The sequence below is a fragment of the Euryarchaeota archaeon genome (assembly GCA_016207515.1).
Lineage (GTDB): Archaea > Thermoplasmatota > SW-10-69-26 > JACQPN01 > JACQPN01 > JACQPN01.
In genome coordinates, this window is the sequence record JACQPN010000015.1 from 74,412 (window position 1) to 96,574 (window position 22,163).

Consider the following 22,163-nt stretch of genomic DNA (forward strand, 5'->3'; position numbering starts at 1 on the left):
CCTCCATTTTTATACGCGATTTTGGCAAATGCGCCACTAATATATAAGCACCTGTAACTTGCGCGGACACAGGCGCGGCCCATCTTGAGGTTTGCGGCCGGTCCAATTCTCCAGATGGGCGGCCCTGATCGGGGATTGGCACGGTCACCTGAAATCAGGATAGTTTTGTTGGATTTAGGGCCATGGGGCTGGTGCGGCGACGTGGGCGCCGTGAAAAGGGCGGTTTAATTAGCGCCCTCCGCCGTAGCCCGCGCACCAATGCGCATCGACCCGTGGTCAAGCACCCAGTTCGCCGATTATGCACGCCTACGCGACGAGTTCGGGATATCCGCGTTCGACTACGCCGAGCGCCTCGAACGGCTCGCAAAGGATCGAGGATTGCCGTCTCCGCCTCCCATCATCACGCGCAACATCATCTTCGGCCACCGCGGGTTCGATAGCGTGTTTCGCGCGATAGAACGCGAAGAGCCTTGGGCCGTCTTGACCGGCCTCATGCCTTCGGGCCCGATGCATTTCGGGCACAAGATGGTCATCGACCAGGTGATGTACTACCAGAGCCTGGGCGCGGACGTCTTCATAACGGTCGCCGACATCGAGGCATATTCGACGCGCGGGCTTTCGCTTGAAGAGACTGAACGGCTCGCCCTGAAGGAGTACATCGAGAACTATGCAGGACTCGGCTTGAAGCCCGAGGTCCAAGTCGATGGACGCAAGGCCACCTGCCAGATCTATTTCCAGAGCAAACGCGCGGCGGTAAAAGACCTCGCGTGGAAGCTCGGCAAGAACGTGAACTGGAGCACGATGGAGGCCATCTACGGCTTCACGGGTGAGACCAACCTCGGTCACGTACAGAGCCCCCTCGTCCAAGTGGGCGACATCCTCCACGTCCAATTGCCCGAGTACGGCGGCCCGCGGCCCGTGGTCGTCCCGGTGGGCGTGGATCAGGACCCGCACATACGGCTCACGCGGGACCTCGCCTCATCGGTGCGGTTCTTCAAGATCGGCGTGAAGGACAAAGGCGGTTTCGTGTCGCTTGCGAGCGCACAGAACGCGGCGGCGGTGGATTCGATCTTCAAGATGATCCCGGGTGGGCCCGGCCAAGGGGAACGAAGGGCCATGCACCGCGCGGAAGGTGCTAGCGGTGACGACGCGCGTGTCAAGAAAGTGGAGACGATCTTGGAGCACGTCCGCAAGGAGGCCATACTTCCTCTCGGGTTCGACGAGAAGCACGTGAAGGTGAACGCGGCCTACGGTCTAATCGAGCTTCCAAGCCACCGACCGGGCCAATCCATCGAACTCGACGCGGCACTCTCCAAGCTCGAGGTCACGTTGGGCGGCTACGGCTTCATCCCGCCCGCATCGACTTACCACTCGTTCATGTCGGGCCTCACAGGGGGCAAGATGTCCTCCTCGAAGCCAGAGACCCACATGGCGCTACGCGAGGCCGCCTTGTCGGGCGAGAAAAAGATCAAGGGCGCAAAGACGGGCGGGCGTGAGACGGCGGAGATCCAGCGCAGACTCGGCGGCGAGGCCGAAAGATGCGTCATCTACGAGATGTACCTCTTCCACCTCTCGCCGGACGATTCTGACCTCAAGGAAAAATGGGACATGTGCAAGACCGGAAAGAGGCTCTGCGGCGAGTGCAAAGGGATAGCGGCGACGCGCACCGTCGAGTTCCTTTCCCGGCAGGCCTCGGCCGTGAAGGAGAGCGAAGGCGCGGTCGCACGGATGGTGAAGTCGGATTGAACTCCATTGAACTCTCGAACCAGGAGAAGCGGGTCTTGGTCGCTCTTCACAAGCTGGGCCCCACGAGTCCACAGGAGCTCCTCAAAGTCTCAGGCCTCACCGAACTCGTCGAGGTCATGAACGGCGCTTCGTGGCTTCGCGCGAAGGGGCTTCTCAAATGGGACGAGAAGTTCAACGTCTCCTACAGATTGACAGATGAAGGCCGCGAACTGGTGAACCGGCTTCCGGAGCGGCGGCTGTTCCGGCTCCTGGAAAAAAACGGGGGCACCGTCCTCCTCAAGGCCGTGGCGATTCTCACGTTGAATGACGGGCCGGATCGAAAAATATTGCCGGAAGAGATTCCGATCGCGGTCGGTTGGCTAAAACGGAAAGGTCTTGCGGAAATCACCAAAGACGGCGTCGAGACCATGGTTCGCACGCGTCCCGGAGCCGAGATCATTATTACGCCCGATGAGAAGGTGATGACGATGCTTGCCGCCGCGCCCGAGGGCGTCCCGGAGTCAGATCTCGATTCTCGAGGGGTGAATCTTCTTCTCGGCCGCCAGAACATCCTCAAGAAGAAAGAGGAGACGGCTTGGCGCTTCGAGCTCACCGATAAGGGCCGCGCTATGGTGGAGGCCGGCATCGACCTACAGGAGACAGTGAGCCAGATCACGCCCGAACTCATCCAGAGCGGCGCTTGGAAGACCGCGAGCATCCGTGCTTACGACGTCGCCTCCTTCGCGCCACCGGTGTACGGCGGCAAGACCCATCCGATGAGACGCATCGTGGACGACATTCGCCGCATCTTCCTCTCGATGGGCTTTACGGAGATCGGCGGGCCATTCGTGCGGTCCTGCTTTTGGGACATGGATGTCCTCTTTGTGCCGCAAGACCACCCGGCGCGCGAGATGCAGGACACGTTCTACCTTTCAAACCCCGCGAAAAGCGCCATCAAGGACCGCAAGCTCCTCGACCGCGTGAAAGGCGTCCACGAGAGCGGCAAGGGCGTCGACTCGACGGGTTGGGGCTACAAGTGGAGCGAGGCCGAGGGCTCGCGCATGATCCTCCGGACCCACACGACGGTGGACACGATCAGCCACCTTGCAAAACACAATGAACCGCCCGTGAAGGCGTTCGCGATCGGGCGCGTTTTCAGGAAGGAAGCCATGGACGCAACGCACCTTCCAGAGTTCCACCAAGTGGAGGGCATCGTCATGGAGGAGGGCGCGAACCTTCGCGAACTCATTGGACTCTTACGCGAGTTCTTCCAAAACCAAATGGGGTTCGAAGAGGTGCGCGTGCGGCCCGGTTATTTCCCGTACACCGAGCCGAGCCTCGAAGTGGATGTCCGATTCCGTGGAAAATGGCTTGAGCTCGGCGGGGCCGGGATATTCCGCCCGGAGGTCACGAGGCCGATCGGGTGCAAGGCGCCCGTACTCGCGTGGGGCCTTGGGCTTGAGCGTCTCGCCATGTTGAAACTCGGCCTCACCGATATCCGCGACCTCTATCTTCCGGATATCGACTGGTTGCGTAACGCGCCCGTCGAGAAGACGCAATAGCGGGTCGGGAAACCTGCAAGGGCAAAGCTCTCGGAAGCCTCCGTGACGCGTCGGACGGTGAGACCTTCGCTCTCTTGCCCACCTTGTCGATCATTGTGGCCCGTCGTGGACTCCGTGTCATGCGCCGTGTGATCCGCCGTGTGATGTGCTCCGCTCGATCGAAGGAAAACTACGGGGCCGGGCGGCCCCTCGCGCACTGGCCGCAAACACCCGCTCTGCCCGCGTGCACGGGACACACTTTGGCACCGCACACCCGGCACGTCTCGACCGCCGGCGCCCCGCACCGGTCGCAAAGTCCCAGTATCATAATAGCGATAATCTTTTACGCACCCTAGGTTTAAGCAGGTTCCGACGGAGACGTTCTGATGAGGGAGTATGAACTGAAGCGGGGCCAGTCGAAGAAGATCGAAGGCGAGCAGTTGTCCTCACTCATGACGGAGGTCTTCGGGGCGTGCGAAAAACGGGGGGACGCCTACGTGACGAAATACGGCGCTCTATCGAGCATAAGCGTACAGATGAAAGACGCGAAGACATTGGTCGTCGACACGGTGAGCGACAAGAGCGCCTCCACCGAGGTCGCCGGCGAGACGATCAAGAGATTCAACACGTTCCTCGAACGCGTCACGGGATTCACGACGAAGCAGAGGGCGAAGCGGGCGCAAGAGGCATTGAAGAAGGCCGCCGGCGTGCCGGGCGAGAAGCCTTGAGGAATCAAGATGGCGACGTCGAACTAGAGCAACCGCGCGCCTAATACCGCCTCGATCTCCGCGTACGGGTCCTCCGGAAACGCCAGCGGCGACAAGTCCCCGAGTCGCGTAACGAACCGCCATTCGGCGATTTTCTCATGCGCCGAGCGCGCGTAACCGGGGATCGGCGGTCCCATGAGGCCGGTGACGACGTGGCAGATCCCGTTCGGTCGTTTCTGCGTCAGGGCAAGCGTTGCCTCGTGGAGCGAGTGGCCGATCTCCTCCTCGAATTCGCGTAGCGCTCCAATAACGGCGTCCTCGCCCGCGCGCAATCGACCGCCGGGCAGTTCCCAGCCGCGATCGCGATGGCGCGCCATGAGGAAACGTTCCTTTGCGGCCGTTTCAAAGCAGACGAGGATCGTGAATCCCACGTGGCACCCTCCGCCTTATCATGCGAAGCTCTTGTAACTTGCGTCTCCCGTCGGGTCCTCGACGTAGTGAAGCACGTAAAGCCCCGTTGGGATGTCGATCGCGTGGATGAAGCCGTTCGTGACGACGACCTCCCAGAAGTCGGGGTTCGTCCCCGCGGGGACCGGTTGGTTGAACATCTTCGTGGGCTCCGTCTTCTGGTAGATCCCGAGGATGCCGTCGCTTTTCACACCCGAATGGCCCGAGTCGTGCGACAAGATCTGGGCGAGGTCGAGCACCCAGACTCCGGCGTGGTAGAAGGCGAGGTACATCTTGGAGCCGATGAGTTGGAAGTTGTGTGTCGAGAACCGGATGCCGTCCGCGCCGCGTATCCCCGGAGCGACCCATTCGGCGGCGAGCTTCATCGATGAATAATCGGTGGCATCCATCACGAAGACGCTCGGGATCGAGTTGTCGATGAGTTCGGGGATTGCGACGATGTAACGCTTCCCGGCTACGAGGGTCGCCATGGCGGTGTGGATGTTACCAGTGTAATGCACGGCGCCCTCCCCTTGCCAGCAGCCTAGCTCCACGGGGACTTGCGGGTCCGAAACGTCCACGGCGCAAGCGCCCCAGTCCCAATAGGAGACGTACATCACGGGCTTTCCCGTCAATGGGTCGTCTTGCACCGTCATGTCGTGCGGGCGAAGGCCAAGACGCACGTCGTTGTAGTAGGTGAACGGACTGCTCATGTCGTTTCCGACGATCGTCATCACGCCGTCGCTGTCTTGCGCGTTGTACTGCGAAACGAGGCGGATGCTCTCTCCGGCAGGCGAGTCCCGCAGGAACTCGTAGACCAGTATCGTGCTTCCGACGCTGAAGAGGTACTCGCGTCCCGCGATGCGCTTGTAAGAAAGCATGTGGACGCCGTACTCCTGGTAGGTCCATGCGAGAAGCGGAAGCGGTTTGGTAGGATCGGCGGCGTCGTACACCTGGATACCGTTTGCGGCGATCCATTGGGCGCGCTCCGTGTCGTCCATCGCCGTCGACTGGTTCGGCTGCGGGACCTTTCGCTGCGCCGAGGTCGGGTCTTGGAGATTCGCGTTCGTGGTGTAGCGTTGCGTCGCCGCGAACACGTACTTCCCGTCGTCGGAGAATTTGAGGTCCGCGAGGCGCGGCATGTGGTAGACCGGGGTGAAGGAAAGGAGCTTCGGCTCGTACGCGGTCGTGATGTCCATCAGAACGATGCCCGCGAGTTCGCCTGCCTCGCCCAACGTCGCGATCGCCGCGAGGTTCTTGTACACATCCATCTCACCGTAGCTTCCCCGGGCGACGCCGGGGACATCGCCGAGCGCGTGATGAGCGATGAGGTGCATGGACGAAGTCTGCCACTGGTGCTCGTCGGGGTCGGAGTGGTTGTGCTTGAGTTCGAAGAGGTCGTCGAAGTCGATGGGGGGTAACGCCTCGCCGAGGTCCGCGATCGAAGGCGCGGGGTCCGGGCCTTGCGACACGCAGCCGGCAAGCGTGATTCCGAGCGTCATGAGAATCGTCGCCAAGGCCGGTTTTCGCGTCATGATCCTCTCCGCCTGAACGGCGGCAACTCGCTATTTATCGTTTTTGTCATTCGGGCCCATCGACGGCCGTTCGACCACCGCATGGGACGACGCTGGGACGTGAAGGGGTGGTGAGGTGAAGGGTGCCTCCAGGTCGATAAGGGGCCTGGAGGCTAGGTTGGGGGGAGGGGTTGATCGTCTACGCTTCCGCTTCAGCGGCGCCCTGCGTTGACATGAACGAAGCGGCCGACGTCATCTCGATCTCGTCGTCGCTCGTGATGTAAGCACCATTCACGTGCGTCGGGTAGTTCGCGATTATCGCCATCACGGCGCTGATTGCTTTCAGGCTTCTCAAGGTTTTTTCGCTCAGGTGCAACACGACCTTTCTACCTCCGACTCGTCGTGGAGCATATTAGGGACTTGTTGCACGACGGGTGACCGAACCGGGGCCGGTCTTGAACAGGTCTTCTCCGGCCCCTTACCGCTTCGGCTTGCAGCGGAGATTTCGCCCCGCCTTCGATTCGCGCGACGTCCACCCGGGACGAGGCCTTCCCACCACGTCGACGACGGCGGATGGCGCGGCTCGACCGGGCCACGGTTTTTCCTCTGGGTCGAACGCGATCCATCTCGACCCCCGCTGGCGGCCCCTTAGCAATTCGTGAACTGGGTGCTTCCGAAGGGGTTCGCGGCCTCCGGGGGCATGTAGTTGGCGCTTGTCCTGAGCACGATCCGCACCCTGTAATCGGACGCGATGTTCCCCGGTCCTTCGGCGAGGCGAATCGTGATTATATAGTCGCCGGGGGAGGAGCCGTCTAGCGGAAGTGGGAGAGTCGATTGCGAGGGTCCCCGAGCATCCGAGTTCAAGGTACCTACGATGCTTCCGTCGGGGTCCTTGACTTCGACCTCGATGGCGGCTCCGGGCACTTTCTGGCCCCAGCAGATACCGATCTCGCCCCATCGGTCGCTTTCCGCGACGGGGAACTCGTGACTCGCTTCTGCCGCCGCGAGCGTGAGGTTTCCCTCGTGGCGCTTGTCATAGGTCGTCGTTGAATTGCCGTAGGCCGGCCACTTCCCGGTCCAATTGCCCCAGCCTTGGCTCCAGTTGCCCCAGGACCCGCTTTCGTTTCCCCACTCCTCGCTCCAGGACGAGTTCCAACCGCTCCCGCCCCAGTTCCCAAAACCAGGGAACGGGCCGGCGAACACGACGTCACCGGTCTCCGCGTTGACGACGGCGATGACCCCGGCGCCGTTGTCTTCGTCCTTTGACGCGTCCCATGCCCACAGGACCCACTTGTCCTCGCCGTCATCCTCCCCTCCGTACATATCGGCCGAACCGAGGCCGACGACGTACTGCGGGTCCGAGAGTTTCGCCGCGGGTTCTTCGAACGACTTGTTCCCATGCGCCGTGCGGGCGGCGTCGTCGCTGTCGAGTTTCCAGGCGAGCGCGCGCACGTTGGAGTCGTCGTCCTCGTCGGCCTTTGATTCCTCGCGTATGATCACCGTCTTGTTCTTCGCCGCGATCACGATGCCAAGGGTATCCCTCGTTTCGGGGTCCTTGAATTCGACGAGCCACGCGACGCCCTTGCCGTTGCCGATATTCGGATCAGGGCCTATCAAGGCTCTCATGGAATCGGCGTCGTCTTCCGACTCGTCCGCGTTGGAAGACATCTCGGCGTAGGCGGATGGAGAGAACTCGTAGGCCGCGGCCGAAATCAATACCGCCGCGGACCTCCAAGCCCTCGCCTCGCGCTCGGCGAGGCCGTAAAGCGTCTTCAGGCTCGCCTCCTCGGAAGACGAGAAGAACGGGAGGTCGTCCGGGAGGTTCTCGAGGCAACCGGCGAAGCTCGTGGAGATCAGCACGGTGGCAAGCATCAGTGGCGCTATCGACTTGGCCATGGCGGCAAATGACAGGAAGGTCGCCTTAAGGTTTTTGGAGCGTTGGTTCAAGTGTGAGGCCGGCGCGCGATGGGCCTACCCGTTCGCGACCCCATTCCTTGCCCGTTCGGGCCACGGCCCGGGACCGCCGCACGTGGCGACTTGGATGGGCTTCCCGCAGGCGCGGCTTCCCAGCCGAGGTTGGCACGACAACGGCTATTCTAGGCGTTGGGCTTGCGAGACCTACTCGCGGTACACATTCCTCACGGGGCTGAACTTGTACCCGTAATGGATGACGCCCGCTTCACCGTCTTCCGCAACACGCCTGAAGACCTTGTGCACCTTCATCCCGATCTTGACGTCGTCTGGTTTGCAGTCCACGATCTGTGTCGTGAGCTTCGGCCCTTCGGTGAGTTTCACGATGGCAAGCACGTACGGCGTTTGGAGCTCGAAGCCCGCCGGCGCAGTGTGGACGGTGGTGAAGGAGACCACCTCCCCGTCGCCTGCGAACTGCTCCTCCTTGAGCTTGCCGACCGAGAGGTGCCTGCACTTAGGACACAAGGATCGCGCGGGGAAGATCGCGTCGCCGCACCGCTCGCAGCGCACCCCGATGAGGTTGTAACGCTGGTTCAACGCCCTCCAAAAACGCGGGGCCTGCATCTAGAACCCACGCTCCAGGATGTGGACGACGGCCGTCCCGCCGGAGCCGCCGACGTTATGCGCGAGGCCCACTTTCGCGTCTTTCACCTGCCGCTTGTCCGCGGTCCCGCGCAGTTGTTGCACCAGTTCGACCGCCTGAGCGACACCCGTCGCCCCCACTGGATGGCCGCGTGCTTTGAGCCCGCCTCCAGGGTTCACCGGGAGTTGGCCCTTGATGTGCGTGAGTCCCTTCTCCGCGGCCATGCCGCCTTCTCCTTTCTTGAAGAAGCCAAGGTCCTCGATGGCCATGACCTCGCCGATCGTGTACGAGTCGTGCACCTCGGCCACGTCGATGTCCTCCGGTCTTAGGCCCGCTTGCTTGAAGGCCCTCGCACCAGCGACCTTGGTCGCCGCTAGTTCGCTGAGGCTGCGGCGGTCGTGAAGCGCCAGGAAATCCGACGCCTGCGATGAGGCCCGGATGAAGACCGGTTTCGCCCCGTACTGCGCCGCCTTCTCCTTGGTTGCGAGGATGACCGCTGCCGCTCCGTCGCCGTTTGCCGAACAGTCAAGAAGCCGCAACGGGTCGGCGATCATGGTGGACTTCATCACCGCTTCCTTCGTTATCTCGAACGGGTACGCCGCGTTCGGGTTCAAAGCTCCGTGCTGATGGTTCTTCACGGCCACGGCCGCGAGTTGCTCGCGCGTCGTCCCGTACTCATGCATGTGCGCTTTGGCCATCATGGCGTAAAGCGACGTGAACGTGGCACCGAAGAACGCCTCCCATTCCTGGTCGGCCGCCGTCGCCATCGTGTCGGTCGCCTGGGCGTCGATTACGTCGGTCATCTTCTCCACGCCGCCGACGACCACCACATCGTGCGCTCCGCTCGCGATCGCGAGGTACCCGCAGCGTAGCGCCGCCCCGCCCGAGGCGTCGGCGGCCTCGATGCGCGTCGCCGGTATGTTGTTCCTTGAAAGACCCGCCTCGTCGACGACGAGTGGCCCCACGTGCTCCTGGCCGATGAGACGCCCTGCGGACATCGAGCCCACGTAGACGGCCTCGATGTCGTCGCCCGCGATCTTCGCGTCCTGCGCGGCCTTGAGTCCCGCCTCTGTCACGAGTTGGCGGAACGATTTCTCCCAAAGCTCGCCAAAACGCGTCTGCGCTACACCGATGACGGCGACGTCACGCACTACGAACACCTCCGTGTTGGGAAGGCGGCCGGGGGCGCCTTCGGCCCCGAAGAGCCGGCCGCCTTCGGCGGCGCCACGGGGCCTATGCCCCTGCGCATCGACCCGGGAGAGTCGCGGATCATGCGGCCGCCCCCCGGTGGATCTTCTTGCGGAACTTCGCATACACGGCGTAGTCGATGTACTCCTTGTTCCTGATGAGCTCCTGGATCGTCGGGCCGTAGCCGCGCACGTTCTTGATCTCGTCCTTGACCTCTAGGTCGAACGCGTCGGCCCCGGCGCCGGAGCCGTACGCGCACATGAACACGCGATCACCAGGCGCTGCCTCGTCGAGGATGGAGCAGAGTCCGAGGAGAGCCGCGCCTGAATATGTGTTCCCGACGACGGGCGTCAAGAGGCCGGTCTTCATCTGTTCGTCCTTGAAGCCGAGTTTCTTCGCCGCTCTCACGGGGAACTTCCCGTTGGGTTGGTGCAAGACCGCGTAATCGTAGTCCTCCGGTCGCATCTTGACGCGCTGCATCAGACGCTCCGATGCGGCTATCACGTGCTTGAAGTAGGATGGCTCGCCGGTGAAGCGGCCGCCGTGCGTCGGGTACTTCTGTCCTTCGCGGCGCCAGAAATCAGGGGTGTCCGTCGTGTAGGAACACGTGTCGTTTATCTCGGCTGCGACGTTGGTGTTGCCGATGACGAAGGCGGCGGCACCCGCGGAGGCCGAGTATTCGAGGGCGTCGCCGGGAGCGCCTTGGCTCGTGTCGGCGCCGATCGCGAGCCCGTACTCTATCATGCCGGAGCCGCACATGCCCATGACGCTTTGCATGCCCACGGTGCCGGCCTTGCAGGCGAACTCGAAGTCCCCCGCCGTAAGATACGGCGAGGCGCCGATGGCCTCGGTGACGATCGTCGCGGACGGTTTCACCGCGTAAGGGTGCGATTCGCTTCCGACGAATATTGCGCCGATCTTCTTTGGGTCGACGTGCCCACGGCGCATGGCGATACGCGCCGCCTCGACGCTCAAAGTGATCGTGTCCTCGTCTGGGCTGGCAACGCTTTTCTCGTGGACGTTGAGTCCGCTTTTTATCGAGTCTGGGTCTTCGCCCCAGACGCGGGCGATCTCTTCGGCCTTTATCCTGTAACGCGGTATCATCGCGCCATAGCTTACGATTCCTGCCAAGTTGTTTCCTCCTCTTTATGGAATGTCAAGGTGCAAAGTGCGTGTGCGGTTCCCGTTCTTCGTCCCCTTAGAGAAGCCTCAGCCTCTCCACCATCTTGTCGATGTCCATCCGTGTCACCACAAGGGGGATGGATTCGGTGCGGGCAAGCCTCACTGCAAGCTCGTCGACGCGCTCCGGGCGATGGTAGCAGATGAGGCTGGGTTTCATCGGGTGCACGCGGATCGCCACCATGGGCGACCTGCCGTAGGTGATACCCGTGAAGATGAGGGCCCGCTCGCTCGACCACCCGTAGATCTTCATGTACTCGAAGCTTGTGAGGCTCGTTATCGCCTTCACCGAGTCGATTATGGTGTACCCTTTGAGTTCGCGTTTCCCGCGTTCGTCGGGCACCAGCACTTCCCCATCGACGGCTTCGACGAACTTGTCCACGGAGACCGGGACGAAGAGTTCGCGGATGTCGATGATGGCCTCGTTCGTCTCGAGCATCGAGGAATAGTTCCTGAGCACCACGTTGCCGCGTCGGCCGTCAAGGTCGAGAAGGGCGTTCACGATTCGCTGTACCGTCATCGTCCCCGGACTCTTGCGGCGGCCGGACTCGTAATCCGAGATCACGGACGGGGAGACGCCGAGCGTCTGCGCCAGGTCGGTCTGCGAAATGCCGAAGATCTCCCGCCACTTTCGTATCGTGGCCCCGGGTTCGTGGCTCAGCGTTATCTCGCCGGCCATCTTCTCGGCGATTCTCTCCCGGACCGCCATTCGGGGCTGATTCGTCGACGCGGTATTTAACGATGACGTGGTTCACGTCGGCAGTAAGCGTATCGCTAGGTGACCAGGGAACGGTTCTGATAGGTGATCAGAGAATCGTTCGGCGGCTAGTCCCCCGGATGTGGCAACCACGAAGACGGTGGCACGGACGAGGTCGCAGCTGGCTGCTCCCCGTGATCAGACCTCTTCCTTGATGGTCTTGAAGACGGTGGAGGTGAGCGTCTTCTGGATGCCCTCCAGGGCGCGCAGTTTCTCCATCACGAGGTTGCCGATCGATTCGACGTCCTTGCCGCGGACCTTCACGATGAGGTCCCAATCCCCGGAAATGAGGTGCACCTCGTAGACTCCCGGGACCGATGCGACCTGCGTTGCCAGGACCCGTTGGTCCACCCGCTGGGCTTGGTCGTAGCTGATGAAGACGAACGCGGTCGTCGCTTCGCCGATAGATTCGTAACTCGGGATGACCGTGTATTTCCTGACGATGCCGGCGACCTCCATCTTGCCGATGCGGTCGTGGACGGTGGTGCGCGGGATGCCCGTGTTCTCCGCGATCTGCTTAGTCGTCATCTTGGCGTTCTTGCGGAGCTCTCGAAGAATAAGGGCATCCTTGTCGTCAAGCATAGAGGCGCAAACGGAAACGCCCTATTTCAGACTTGTCATTATGACAAAAAAAGCGTGGCTCGGGCGCAAAGGTCGTCAAAAGAATAGCCCGACGCACGGATGGGCGCAATCCCATCCGGCGGGGTATAGAGGAGGGCGTAATGAAGCGTTTCAGGCCATCACGGTAGCGCCAGGACCTTGCCATCGGCCGAATACTGGTCCCAGGCGTCGCCCGAGTCAAGGTCGACGCAGTGGCGAGCGCTCGACTGCAGGCCAGGCTGGGAGTTACCTTCCTTCCATAGGCCGCGGTTCGCGCCGCCGGTGACCAGGTAATACCCAGCCAAACCGAGGGCACCTTCGCTTGCTCCACCGGAACACTCGATTCCCTGCGATGCATTCGACAATGAGCTCAAGCCTATCCCGGCCACAAGGACCAGGCCTCCGATCAATAGCGTCTTTCTCATGGGCAACACCCTTTCGGGCTCCAGCGTGCAAGGGTTCCCGTGCCGGGACTTAATGGGTGCGATGTCTCGACGGGGAGAAGTTGCTGCCACCCCCGGGGGTGAAAAGACAATGGGGAAAATGTCAACGGGCGCGTCGCACGCGCCCGTAGAAAGAAGCTGTATGACCCTAGAGTTTCTTCGCGTCGGGCCCGTAGAGGTCGTACTCGGCCACGACGTTGTCGTCCTCGTCGTAGTCGATGCAGTGCCGCGCCGTCTTTTGGAGCATCGGTTGGCCGTTGGACTCCTCGTAGAGCGAGGGCAGCGCAGCGTTCTGGTTGTTTCCGCCAGAGACGACGTAACGGCCAGCGGCCGAAAGGATGGCGGCATCGTTTCCGCCTCCGCTGCATTCAGTGTGCGGGTCGCCGGCTTGCACCGGTGCCACGAGCGCGATCATTCCCAGGACGGTCAACAGGGTTACGGTTCTTGCCTTCATCTCTTTCTACCTCCAATGGGCCTTGGCCCGATTCCACACCTTGAGCCCACATAGGGGGTCTTAAACATTTTCGGAACCCTCTAGTTGCATCGGCGTCAATATGACGGCCCCGAACAGGAGTCTTCCTGATTCCCAGACCGTCGTCTATCCGGCGGCCGCGTCGAACGCCGCCTTCGCCAGTCTGTGGACGCCCCGCCCGCCGACCACTCCCCGCTCGGTGACGTAGGCGCCCACCAACGCCGCAGGCGTCACGTCGAAGACGGGATTACGGACCTCGACATCCACTATCCTCCCTGGACGGACGATCTCGGTCGCCGCCCGTTCTTCGATCTCTATGGCCCGTCCGGTCGCCGCCCGGAAATCCATCTTGAACGTCTCGCAGCAGACGTAAAGCGGCACCTTCTCCCTTTTCGCGGCGTGCGCGATGAGGCGTGTGCCGATCTTGTTCACTACGTCCCCGTTACGTGCCACCGCGTCAGCCCCCACCATCACGACATCCACCTCGGGAAGGAAATGTGCCACCGCCGAATCGACGATGAGCCTCACGGGGACCCTGGCCTTTGCCAGCGCTCGGACCGTGAGGAGGCCCTGGCGCCACGGCCGTGTCTCCGTGGCGATCGCCTCGACCTCTCGGCCCATCCGATGGGCCTCGATTATCGCACCGATCGCCGCCTGGCTATTGCAGTGCGTCAAGACCGTCGAGCGACGGCGGATGAGTCCAGCGGCAAGCGCCGCGATTTCCGTGCGTGCCGTGTTGGACCATTCGAGAAACGTCTGGCACGCCGCCTCCGCCCCGCGTTTGCCGCCGCGCCTTGATGCGGTCCGCGCAAGTTCCATCGCATTATGAAGCGGGACACCCGTCGGTCGCGTGGCCTCCAAGAGGTCCGCAAAGCCTACGAGACGCCGGCGATAATTCGCGTCCTCGGCACCATAAGAGCGCGACCATCGAAGAAGGGGTAGGACGGCGTGGCGGGCGATGGCAGTTGCGCCGCGGATCCTCATCGATCGGATGTCGCCTGCGGCTTGGAGCAGGCGTACTTGGTTTGCTTTCCGCGCGCCCCCACTCTTATCCGACATTTTCGAGCCCAGACGGGACAACATCCGATTTAAGGTGTTTGGTCAGGGCTTCTGGTCCCGTGGCGGGAGAGAAGCCGCGGCGAAAGCAAGGATCGGCGCCACGGGGGTCCGCGACGCCTGGTCGCGGACCCCCACGTTTGATGGAACTTTGGAAAAGTTCCAGGTGAAGGTATTTCACGTGCCGATGGATTCGGGGAACATGAGCCCGGCGATGGAGTCACCGGCCCCCTCAGCCAAGGAGGCGGAGGTATCGGCCACGATGGCCGAACGGAGCCGCCTCGTCAATGACGAGATCGAACGCGTCCTTGCTGGCCTCGAACCCGCGAATTTTGCGCGCGGCATGCGCGAATACCTTCGCTACAGCAAGAACCGCATAAGGCCCAGTTTCGCCGTCTACGCCCCGATAAGGCACGTTCTTGAGGCGGGGGGAAAACGGGTGAGGCCGCTTCTTTGCCTGCTCGCCTGCGAGACGGTCGGCGGCGACTTGAAGAAGGCGCTTCCGACGGCGGCCGGCATCGAGTTCCTCCACACGTTCACGCTTGTCCATGACGACGTCTGCGACCGAAGCCTTACGAGGCGCGCGCGGCCGACCGTTGGCGCGATTTGGGGCGACCCGGTCGCCATCACGGTGGGAGACGGCCTATTCGCGCTGGCGATGCGGTTGATGTCGCGCGACAGCGTCGAGGCCGGGGTCTCCGCCGACGTCGCGGCGCGCATCCTCGCCATGGGCGCCGACACGAGCCTGATGCTCGCCCAAGGGCAGACCATGGACCTGATGTTCACGAGCCGCGACGACGTGACGGTCGACGAGTACATGGAGATGATCCGCCTGAAGACGGGGGTGCTCCTCGAATTCAGCCTAAAGGCGGGCGCGGTCATCGGCGGCGGCTCCCGCGAACAGGTGGACGCGATTGCGGAATTCGGCGCCCCCCTCGGGATGGCGTTCCAGATCCGCGATGACGTCCTGGACCTCACTGCCGACCCCAAGACCCTCGGGAAACCGCTTGGCGGGGACATCCGGACGGGCAAGAGGACGCTCATCGTTGCCCATGGCGTAGAAAACTCGCCCAAGCGCGATGTCTTGATCGAGATCCTGAACAAACCAGAGGACGAGACGACGATGGCCGACGTGGCGACCGCCAGCGAGATCCTTCAGGACGCGGGCTCGATCGAGTACGCCCAACAACGCGCGCGCTCCCTCGTCTCGAAAGCGAAGAGGGCGCTTTCTGCGCTACCGCGTAACGACGGGGCCGGGTCCCTCATGGCGCTACACAGCGTCGCGGATTTCATCATGGCCAGAACCCACTAGCGTCAGTTCCATGTGTTATCGGTTAGCGGACATGACCACGAAATAGTGGACAAGTATCGGACGCGATCTTTTGCCCGCGCCGTTACGCTTGGGGCCCCTCTCTCGGAGAGACGAGGTCGATGCACAGGCGCCGAACCGCCCACGGACGCTGCATCCCTCCTGGGAACCCGGGCGTATCCGATAACTATTGGCGTCAGTTCTGTCCACCCTCGGCCGCTGAGACGGCCGTCGTTTTCGCGGACTCACTAGCGTTCGTCCGCTTAGCTCCGGCCGCTGAGACAGCCGTCGTTTTCGCGGACTCACTTGCGTTCGTCCGCTTCCTCCTTCCGGGCCCAGCGCCAAAACGACACACTTATTATCTCTACTCCTGAATGTTGGAGTGGGATGCACCGTGCTTATTGACAAGATTACCTCGAACTTGGAGTTGAAAGGATACAAGGTGAAGGCCGCGCCGACCTTGACCGGCGCCTCTGGCACGTCCTACACGCCAGCCCTCCTTGCGGAATCGGAGACGAGCGCCGTCGTCAACTTCGACAACGGGCACGCCCAATTCTCGACCATAATGCTCACCCACCTCATGGCGATCGACCTCAACGTCGCCGCCTTCGTCTACGCCGATGAGTTCAGCCAGGACGAGAAGAATTGGGCACTCGCGTTCAACGTACACCTGCTTGGGCGCGTCGCGATCGATCCCCCGGCCCCGTTGAGCCCTCCTGCCGAACCGGGTTTCCCATCTGCGTTCGAACTCCTATCCGGGTTCGACACCGAGCTCCGGATCCACCCAAAGCCGAGCCCCGATATGTGGCTCGTCGGGTGCGAGGCGGGAACACCCGAATCTGGAGGCAACGACCCCACGACCCGTGTACTCGAGGTCGGGGGAAGGCACGAATCCCCATGGCTCAACTGGCTTTCCGAGGTCGAGAAAGGATTGGCCCTCAAGAGGGAAGCCGAGACGGCCGCTTTGCCAGCGACCGCCGCTCCACCCCTTGCGTTTTCAGAGGCCCCGACGATTGCCGTCGAGGCGCAGGAAATCGATCGGTTATTGGTCGATACCGGGCCGACGCCGCCCCCTGAGGGCCCCGCTACTGCCCCCGCGCCAGGACCCGCACCGAACGCCCCGGCGCCGGTCGCGAACAATGCACCGGAAAACGGTGCCCACGCGCGGCCACATAAGCCGGAATCGGCCGAGATGAGAGCCCATCGGCATGGCGACCTCGTGATGGTATAGGTCGAGACGCGCTCCCGGATCGCCCCACGAGCGGCTTCCTGGCATGGATCGGTACGCGTCGAGATGTATCCTCGTTAGCGTCGTGGCGACCGGGGACCCTGACTTCTTCGCGATGGCGGCATGTCTCCCATCCGGACAGCCGGGTCTCGGCGCCCCCAAATCTTATGCCGGGGAGGGGGGTTGCCCATCATCCCCATGAGGCAAGTTGCGGCTGATACCGTCCAAGTGAAAAGGCGCGGAGACGTCGCCGCAAAGACCCTGCCGTGGCGTCGCTCCACGTCGGACGCCTACGCGTGCCTACGCGGTTCGGGCGCGGCATCGATCTTTCTCGACAGCGCACTGGTCGGCGACAGGTCGCGTTACTCGATAATCGGCTTCGACCCGGTCTTGACCCTCAAGGCCGACTCGGGCGGGGCGAGACTCGAGACCGAGGGCGGAAAGCATTCCTTTGCGGACGCGCTCGCGTTTCTTGCGGGAACCGTAGGCAAGACGACGCTTGCGCCGGTCCCGGGCGTGCCCTTTCCCGCGGGGTTTGCCGGCATCATATCCTACGACTTCGCGCGTAGTCTGGAACGGGTCGGCAACGGGGCGCGAGACGACCTCAGGACACCCTGGCTCGACCTCCATCTTTTCGACGCGACGGCCACCATCGACCGCCTATCGCACACGGTCACGGTGTGCGCCGCCGACCTTCCGGGGTTCTCGACCAAGCCGAAGGAGGAGCGTCTCGAAGGCGCCCTTGCGAGGTTGGCGCTTCGCGGCGAGACGGGGCGGTTTGCCGCCGGGGCGGGCGCCAAGCCGAATCTTTCCCGCAAAGGCTTCGAGGACATGGTGCTCAAGGCCCAAGACAGGATACGTGAGGGCGAGATATTCCAAGCGAACCTCTCGGTGCGCTTCGAATCGCAGGCCGAAGGCGACCCCTTGACGCTCTTTGACCGCCTCGCCGCGTTGAACCCCTCATCGTTCGCAGGCGTCTTTGAATCAAGCGACCAGGCTATCGTCTCCGCATCGCCGGAGAGGCTTCTTAAGCTCGAAGGCGACCGGTTGGAGACGAGGCCGATCGCGGGCACCAGGCCTCGGGGCGAGGACCAGGAGAAGGATGCGGGCCTCGTGGGGGAACTCCTCGCCTCCCCAAAGGAAAGGGCCGAGCACGTGATGCTCGTGGACCTTGAACGAAACGACCTGGGCCGCATCGCACAATTCGGTTCCGTCCGCGTGGAGGACTTCATGGCGGTGGAGCAGTACAGCCACGTGAGCCACATCGTGAGTTCGGTGGTCGCTCGCAAACGGCGCGATGTCGACGTGGCCGGCGTCCTGCGGGCGATGTTCCCGGGCGGGACCATCACCGGCGCCCCGAAGATACGCGCGATGGAGGTCATCGACTCGTTGGAGCCGACGAGACGCGGCCCCTACACGGGCGCCATGGGTTATTTCTCGCTCACGGGGGACATCGACCTCAACATCCTCATCCGTTCGGTACTTCTCAAAGACGGAGCGGCCTTCGTCCAGGCGGGGGCGGGGATAGTCGCCGATTCTGAGGCGCGGCGCGAGTACGACGAATCGATGGCGAAGGCGCGAGCGTCGCTTTCGGCGTTGGGGGCGACCTTGTGAGCCGCGTCTTCGTCGACGGTTCCGAGGCCAAGGCCGCGAGCCTGCCGCTCTTGAACCGCGGCCTCTACTATGGCGACGCCGTCTACGAGACCTTCAAGACGCGTGAAGGGCGGGTCTTCAGGTTGAATCGGCATCTTAGGAGGCTCGAGGAGGCTGCGGCGTTCTTGGGGTTAGAGGCCCAACCGATGAGCCAGCACTTGGACCGCACCGCGCGCTTCATCGAGCGGGAGACCAAGGGGCAGGATTCCGTGGTGCGTCTCACGTTGCTTCGGCCCGGCGAGGGGCGCGGGCTTGTCCCCCTCGCCGGCATGGGGGCCCACGTCGTCATCGAGGTGTCACCGGCCGGTGCATCCCCGGATCGCCGAGCCGGCATCGACTGCATCACCTCGACCGTGCGAAGGGTCAACCCATACCCGGGAAGGCCGCAGATCAAATCCACTAGCGCCCAACCGCTCGTCACCGCGAGGCGCGAGGCGAGCCTTCGGCACGCTTACGAGGCCATCATGTTGAATGGGGCGGGGATGGTGGCGGAAGGTTCTTTCACCAACGTGTTCGTGGTGCGCGAGGGGCGCGTCAGCACGCCCGGAGTGGAGTCGGACGTGTTGCCGGGGATCACCCGCGAGGCCATCATCGAGACCGCGAAGGCGTGTGGCGTGAAGGTCGACGAGGGGGAGATGCGGCCCGAGGCCTTGCGCGGCGCCGATGAGTTGTTTCTCACAAACGCGGTCATAGGCGTAGTTCCAGTGGCAAGGCTTGACGGGGACGTTGTAGGGGCCTTTGCACCGGGGCCCATCACCGCGAAGCTCGCCGAATCTTTCGACGCGCTTGTGGAGCGGGAATGGCGGGGCGGACGACCCAGCCTGTCGCGAGGACCCGACCAAAAAAGAATGATTAAATAGCAACCGCGCACATCGAATCCACAGCGCGGGATGGACGGTCAGATGCCGCCTTTCCGGCGCAAGATGGGATGCCGATGCTCAACACGCGCTACGTTGAAGTGGTTCTGAAATTTCCAATGCGGATGGAACGAAAGCTCCTGACCCAGATCATGGAGTACTCCGAGTACGTCTCCACGCAGGAGCGTTACTCCGGCGGCAACGAAATGAAGCCCGAATGGTTGGCGTAACACCCTTTCAGGCCCCGCCCACGGGAACTACGCCGTCAGGTGGCCGTTTTTGACCCATCCTTCTCGCCGAAGAGCCACCGCGCTAGCTCGATGGCGGCCTCGAACCGTGTCGCTATCCCGACGATGAGCGCCGCCACCGCGACGGCCGCGGCGAGGACGATGTACGCAGGCTCCAGTTCGAGAAGCGAGAGGCTGAAGAAGAAGACGTCGATGCCTGCGTGTATCACGATCGCCGCGGCGAGGCCGTAGCGCATCGCGACCACCGTCATCATGAGCCCGAAGATCGCGGGGCCGACGACGTGCGCCCAGTTCCCATAGCCCGCGTGGACGAACCCGAAGAAGACCGCCTGCCCGATGACGGCCGCGATCAGGCCGAAGCGAGCCCGAAGCATCGTCATCAATACGCCCCTGAAAAGGAACTCCTCGGAGACGCCTGCCATTATCGAGAGTCCAAGCAGGATGGGTGGCGTGACGTTCAGGAAGACGCGACTCTCATCACCGGTGACCAGGACGCTTCCGAGGAACGTGTAGAGGATGAAAGTGCCGCCGAGGTAGAGAAGTAGCACGAGGATGAGGAGCGACAGCCCCGCGGAGACGTCCTCCCGGAGGCCGACGCGCGGCGCCGAGCCGGCGTCCTTCAGCGCGTCGACGAGCGGGTGCGCGGTTCCAGGCTCCAAGGCCCTTGCCCGTCGCCCCATCCGCGACACGAGGATGACGCCGAGAAGCGGGACGAGGGTGAAATAGATCACTTGATTACTGATTGTGCGCCACAGCGCGGCCTCGGGGATCGCCTCCAAGACCGTGTACTCCTGGAGAAGGGGGATCGACTCGTATATCCCGATGAGGAACCGGACGAACGGGTAAGCGATGAGCGCGGCCCCTAGGCACTGCAGGGCGTTCCAGTCCCGGCCGAGGCGCTCGGGAAGGACCCCGAACGTCTTCGCGAAACGTGGCAGGAAACCGATGAGCCAGCTCAGGGTGATCGTGGTCAGGTGGTAACCAAGGAAGGTGAATGGCAAGACGTCGGCACCGGTGGAGTCCGCTCCCAAAATCGATTCGCCGCCCTCTTAAGGGCTTCCTTTGAGCACCGCGACAGGAACGGCGCACACGGGACGGCAGTTACCATAAACATTATCGTGCCCCGCGGAGGCTTCACCGCGTGAAGAACCCCGTCGCCTGCCTCCTTCTCCTCGCGTCCCTCGTCATATCGGGCTGCGTCTCGACGACGCCTTCGACCGCGTCGAACGGCATCCTGCCCCCGCCCGTTGAAGGCGCAACGCACGCCCTCGCGGGCGCGACCGAGCCGGTGGGACTCGAGGCGCCCCTGTTCGCGCTTGGGAAAAGGGTCTTGAAAACCACGGGCGGCGAGCCCGGCGTCGCCGCGGCACTCGACGGGACGCTCTACCTTACGATGCCCGGCTGCGACCTCCAAGGAGAGCCCGCCGTCACGGACGCGACGGCCGGTTCGACGTGCCGCCACGGGTTGGTCTACCGAAGCGACGACGCGGGATCGACCTGGAAACGGTTGAACAAGGGAACCGACGGGCGGCTCATGGACGACAACAAGAGCTTCGCCAACGGCGACGCCGAAGTCGCCATCGATTCCGTGGGAAACGTCTATTCGAGCAACCTCGGCGCAGGCATCAAGGTCCTCATGTCCGCGGACCGCGGCGAAACGTGGTCGTACCTCGGGAACGCGACCCCGGACGGGCATTGGGCGGATCGGCAATGGATGGCCGCGGCGGGCGATGGCCACCTCATCGTCACCTGGATGGGCGGCGCGGAAAGCGAGTTGCGCCAAGTCGCGATCAATTCCACTTTCGACGGCGGTAAGACCTGGACCGGCATCGTGTACCTCGGGGACAACATCGGTTGGCTCGGCCAAGTGCAGTTCGAGCCTTCGGGCGAAAGAGCGTTCATACCGTTCACGCAACCCTTGGACATGGCAACGGTCCCCATGGACCCGACGGGCCTTGGCGGCTTCCTACTGGCGCGCACCTACGGCCTTTTCGTAGCCCGCACTCAAGACGGCGGCCTCACGTGGGACGTCGTCGACACGGGCGCTCGTGTCCCGGCGCCCGCGACGGGACTTCATTGGAGTGGCACGCTCATGGCGCCGGCGCTCGACGTGACGGGCGATGGCCACGTGGTGTACGCGTGGAGCGAGGACGTCCCCGACCCGGCGAAGGTCACTAGCACGGCCGCGAAGGTGCGCCTCGTCTCAAGCGCCGATTGGGGCGCCACGTGGACGAAGCCGCTTGATGTGAGCACGCGCATGTCTGCCATCCAGCCGTGGGTCACCGGCGGCGCGGGAGATCGGGTGGCAATCACGTATTACGCGAGCGACACGCCGCTCGACACCGACATGGTGGGCGTTTGGGACGTGATGGCCACGATCGTCGACGGCGTCGGTTCATCCTCGCCGAAGATCGTGACGAGCACCGTCGCGGAGAAGATACACGTCGGCGGCATATGCTCGCGCGGCGGCCTTTGCCTTGCCAACGACAGGAATTTCCTCGATTACTTCGAGTCCGACCTCATGCCCGACGGACGACTCGTCGTGGCTTTCCCCACGGACCCCCCAGAGGGCGGCAAGACCGTGCACATCTTTGTCGCGATGCAGTCGGGCGGGACGCCTCTCTCGATACGCGGCTGAAGCGCTTCGGGCCGGCACGCCTTTTTGAAGAAAAGGTCTGGCTCAGG

At 63.0% G+C, this 22,163-nt stretch carries 21 protein-coding genes; 8 read left to right on the forward strand and 13 right to left on the reverse strand.

Annotated features, from left to right (window positions below):
* The first annotated feature begins 258 nt into the window (after nucleotides 1-258).
* The 3 genes from HY556_06595 (at nucleotide 259) to HY556_06605 (ending at nucleotide 3,994) form a co-directional block, all read left to right on the forward strand.
* Entirely contained in the window at nucleotides 259-1,746 is a 1,488-nt protein-coding gene (locus tag HY556_06595) for a tryptophan--tRNA ligase (protein MBI4393447.1), read from the forward strand.
* Between the two features lie 5 nt (nucleotides 1,747-1,751).
* Nucleotides 1,752-3,287: a phenylalanine--tRNA ligase subunit alpha gene (locus HY556_06600; protein ID MBI4393448.1), complete on the forward strand. Its 1,536-nt coding sequence runs from the start codon at nucleotides 1,752-1,754 to the stop codon at nucleotides 3,285-3,287.
* A 365-nt stretch (nucleotides 3,288-3,652) separates the two neighbouring features.
* Nucleotides 3,653-3,994 carry a DUF5611 family protein gene (locus HY556_06605; protein MBI4393449.1) on the forward strand — a complete coding sequence of 114 codons (342 nt, stop codon included), beginning with the start codon at nucleotides 3,653-3,655 and terminating at the stop codon, nucleotides 3,992-3,994.
* A 23-nt stretch (nucleotides 3,995-4,017) separates the two neighbouring features.
* On the opposite strand, the gene HY556_06610 is transcribed toward HY556_06605, so the two are convergent.
* The 12 genes from HY556_06610 to HY556_06665 form a co-directional block, all read right to left on the reverse strand.
* Complete coding sequence (locus HY556_06610) at nucleotides 4,018-4,350, reverse strand: NUDIX domain-containing protein (GenBank protein ID MBI4393450.1); 333 nt, start codon at nucleotides 4,348-4,350, stop codon at nucleotides 4,018-4,020.
* Nucleotides 4,351-4,422: 72 nt separating this feature from the next.
* A complete protein-coding gene (locus tag HY556_06615; protein ID MBI4393451.1) occupies nucleotides 4,423-5,955 on the reverse strand; it encodes a hypothetical protein in 1,533 nt (510 codons plus the stop codon).
* 178 nt (nucleotides 5,956-6,133) lie between these two features.
* A complete protein-coding gene (locus HY556_06620) occupies nucleotides 6,134-6,313 on the reverse strand; it encodes a hypothetical protein (protein MBI4393452.1) in 180 nt (59 codons plus the stop codon).
* A 269-nt stretch (nucleotides 6,314-6,582) separates the two neighbouring features.
* The gene (locus tag HY556_06625) at nucleotides 6,583-7,830 is read right to left on the reverse strand and encodes a hypothetical protein (protein MBI4393453.1); all 1,248 of its coding nucleotides are present in this window, start codon (nucleotides 7,828-7,830) and stop codon (nucleotides 6,583-6,585) included.
* A 222-nt stretch (nucleotides 7,831-8,052) separates the two neighbouring features.
* Nucleotides 8,053-8,469 carry a Zn-ribbon domain-containing OB-fold protein gene (locus tag HY556_06630; protein ID MBI4393454.1) on the reverse strand — a complete coding sequence of 139 codons (417 nt, stop codon included), beginning with the start codon at nucleotides 8,467-8,469 and terminating at the stop codon, nucleotides 8,053-8,055.
* Nucleotides 8,470-9,639 carry a thiolase domain-containing protein gene (locus HY556_06635; protein ID MBI4393455.1) on the reverse strand — a complete coding sequence of 390 codons (1,170 nt, stop codon included), beginning with the start codon at nucleotides 9,637-9,639 and terminating at the stop codon, nucleotides 8,470-8,472.
* A gap of 118 nt (nucleotides 9,640-9,757) precedes the next feature.
* The gene (locus HY556_06640) at nucleotides 9,758-10,807 is read right to left on the reverse strand and encodes a hydroxymethylglutaryl-CoA synthase (protein ID MBI4393456.1); all 1,050 of its coding nucleotides are present in this window, start codon (nucleotides 10,805-10,807) and stop codon (nucleotides 9,758-9,760) included.
* 67 nt (nucleotides 10,808-10,874) lie between these two features.
* Nucleotides 10,875-11,564 (reverse strand): helix-turn-helix domain-containing protein, encoded by a 690-nt coding sequence (locus tag HY556_06645; GenBank protein ID MBI4393457.1) that lies wholly within the window; start codon nucleotides 11,562-11,564, stop codon nucleotides 10,875-10,877.
* Nucleotides 11,565-11,750: 186 nt separating this feature from the next.
* Nucleotides 11,751-12,194, reverse strand: a complete 444-nt coding sequence (locus HY556_06650; GenBank protein ID MBI4393458.1) for an Lrp/AsnC family transcriptional regulator — start codon at nucleotides 12,192-12,194, stop codon at nucleotides 11,751-11,753.
* 158 nt (nucleotides 12,195-12,352) lie between these two features.
* Nucleotides 12,353-12,637, reverse strand: a complete 285-nt coding sequence (locus tag HY556_06655; GenBank protein ID MBI4393459.1) for a hypothetical protein — start codon at nucleotides 12,635-12,637, stop codon at nucleotides 12,353-12,355.
* A gap of 166 nt (nucleotides 12,638-12,803) precedes the next feature.
* Nucleotides 12,804-13,109, reverse strand: coding sequence for a hypothetical protein (locus HY556_06660; protein MBI4393460.1), 306 nt, complete (start codon nucleotides 13,107-13,109; stop codon nucleotides 12,804-12,806).
* Nucleotides 13,110-13,253: 144 nt separating this feature from the next.
* Nucleotides 13,254-14,186 (reverse strand): S-methyl-5-thioribose-1-phosphate isomerase, encoded by a 933-nt coding sequence (locus HY556_06665; protein ID MBI4393461.1) that lies wholly within the window; start codon nucleotides 14,184-14,186, stop codon nucleotides 13,254-13,256.
* 178 nt (nucleotides 14,187-14,364) lie between these two features.
* Here HY556_06665 and HY556_06670 point away from each other — a divergent pair, with 178 nt between their 5' ends.
* The 4 genes from HY556_06670 to HY556_06685 all read left to right on the forward strand — a co-directional run bounded on the left by HY556_06670 (nucleotide 14,365) and on the right by HY556_06685 (nucleotide 19,233).
* Nucleotides 14,365-15,495, forward strand: a complete 1,131-nt coding sequence (locus HY556_06670; protein MBI4393462.1) for a polyprenyl synthetase family protein — start codon at nucleotides 14,365-14,367, stop codon at nucleotides 15,493-15,495.
* 391 nt (nucleotides 15,496-15,886) lie between these two features.
* Entirely contained in the window at nucleotides 15,887-16,723 is an 837-nt protein-coding gene (locus HY556_06675) for a hypothetical protein (GenBank protein MBI4393463.1), read from the forward strand.
* Between the two features lie 195 nt (nucleotides 16,724-16,918).
* Nucleotides 16,919-18,334 carry an anthranilate synthase component I family protein gene (locus tag HY556_06680; protein MBI4393464.1) on the forward strand — a complete coding sequence of 472 codons (1,416 nt, stop codon included), beginning with the start codon at nucleotides 16,919-16,921 and terminating at the stop codon, nucleotides 18,332-18,334.
* Nucleotides 18,331-19,233 (forward strand): aminotransferase class IV family protein, encoded by a 903-nt coding sequence (locus HY556_06685; GenBank protein ID MBI4393465.1) that lies wholly within the window; start codon nucleotides 18,331-18,333, stop codon nucleotides 19,231-19,233. Before HY556_06680 ends, HY556_06685 begins: the two co-directional genes overlap by 4 nt.
* Before the next feature lie 262 nt (nucleotides 19,234-19,495).
* On the opposite strand, the gene HY556_06690 is transcribed toward HY556_06685, so the two are convergent.
* The gene (locus HY556_06690) at nucleotides 19,496-20,509 is read right to left on the reverse strand and encodes a CPBP family intramembrane metalloprotease (GenBank protein MBI4393466.1); all 1,014 of its coding nucleotides are present in this window, start codon (nucleotides 20,507-20,509) and stop codon (nucleotides 19,496-19,498) included.
* Nucleotides 20,510-20,619: 110 nt separating this feature from the next.
* On the opposite strand from HY556_06690, the gene HY556_06695 reads away from it, so the two are divergent.
* Entirely contained in the window at nucleotides 20,620-22,116 is a 1,497-nt protein-coding gene (locus HY556_06695) for a hypothetical protein (protein MBI4393467.1), read from the forward strand.
* The last annotated feature ends 47 nt before the right edge of the window (nucleotides 22,117-22,163 follow it).

Excerpts from the sequence above, each read along its gene's own strand:
- HY556_06595 (MBI4393447.1), top strand. The coding sequence starts at position 259 with ATGCGCATCGACCCGTGGTCAAGCACCCAGTTCGCCGATTATGCACGC.
- HY556_06605 (MBI4393449.1), top strand. The coding sequence starts at position 3,653 with ATGAGGGAGTATGAACTGAAGCGGGGCCAGTCGAAGAAGATCGAAGGC.
- HY556_06610 (MBI4393450.1), bottom strand. The coding sequence starts at position 4,350 with ATGGCGCGCCATCGCGATCGCGGCTGGGAACTGCCCGGCGGTCGATTG.
- HY556_06615 (MBI4393451.1), bottom strand. The coding sequence starts at position 5,955 with ATGACGCGAAAACCGGCCTTGGCGACGATTCTCATGACGCTCGGAATC.
- HY556_06625 (MBI4393453.1), bottom strand. The coding sequence starts at position 7,830 with ATGGCCAAGTCGATAGCGCCACTGATGCTTGCCACCGTGCTGATCTCC.
- HY556_06630 (MBI4393454.1), bottom strand. The coding sequence starts at position 8,469 with ATGCAGGCCCCGCGTTTTTGGAGGGCGTTGAACCAGCGTTACAACCTC.
- HY556_06645 (MBI4393457.1), bottom strand. The coding sequence starts at position 11,564 with ATGGCGGTCCGGGAGAGAATCGCCGAGAAGATGGCCGGCGAGATAACG.
- HY556_06650 (MBI4393458.1), bottom strand. The coding sequence starts at position 12,194 with ATGCTTGACGACAAGGATGCCCTTATTCTTCGAGAGCTCCGCAAGAAC.
- HY556_06655 (MBI4393459.1), bottom strand. The coding sequence starts at position 12,637 with ATGAGAAAGACGCTATTGATCGGAGGCCTGGTCCTTGTGGCCGGGATA.
- HY556_06660 (MBI4393460.1), bottom strand. The coding sequence starts at position 13,109 with ATGAAGGCAAGAACCGTAACCCTGTTGACCGTCCTGGGAATGATCGCG.
- HY556_06665 (MBI4393461.1), bottom strand. The coding sequence starts at position 14,186 with ATGTCGGATAAGAGTGGGGGCGCGCGGAAAGCAAACCAAGTACGCCTG.
- HY556_06680 (MBI4393464.1), top strand. The coding sequence starts at position 16,919 with ATGAGGCAAGTTGCGGCTGATACCGTCCAAGTGAAAAGGCGCGGAGAC.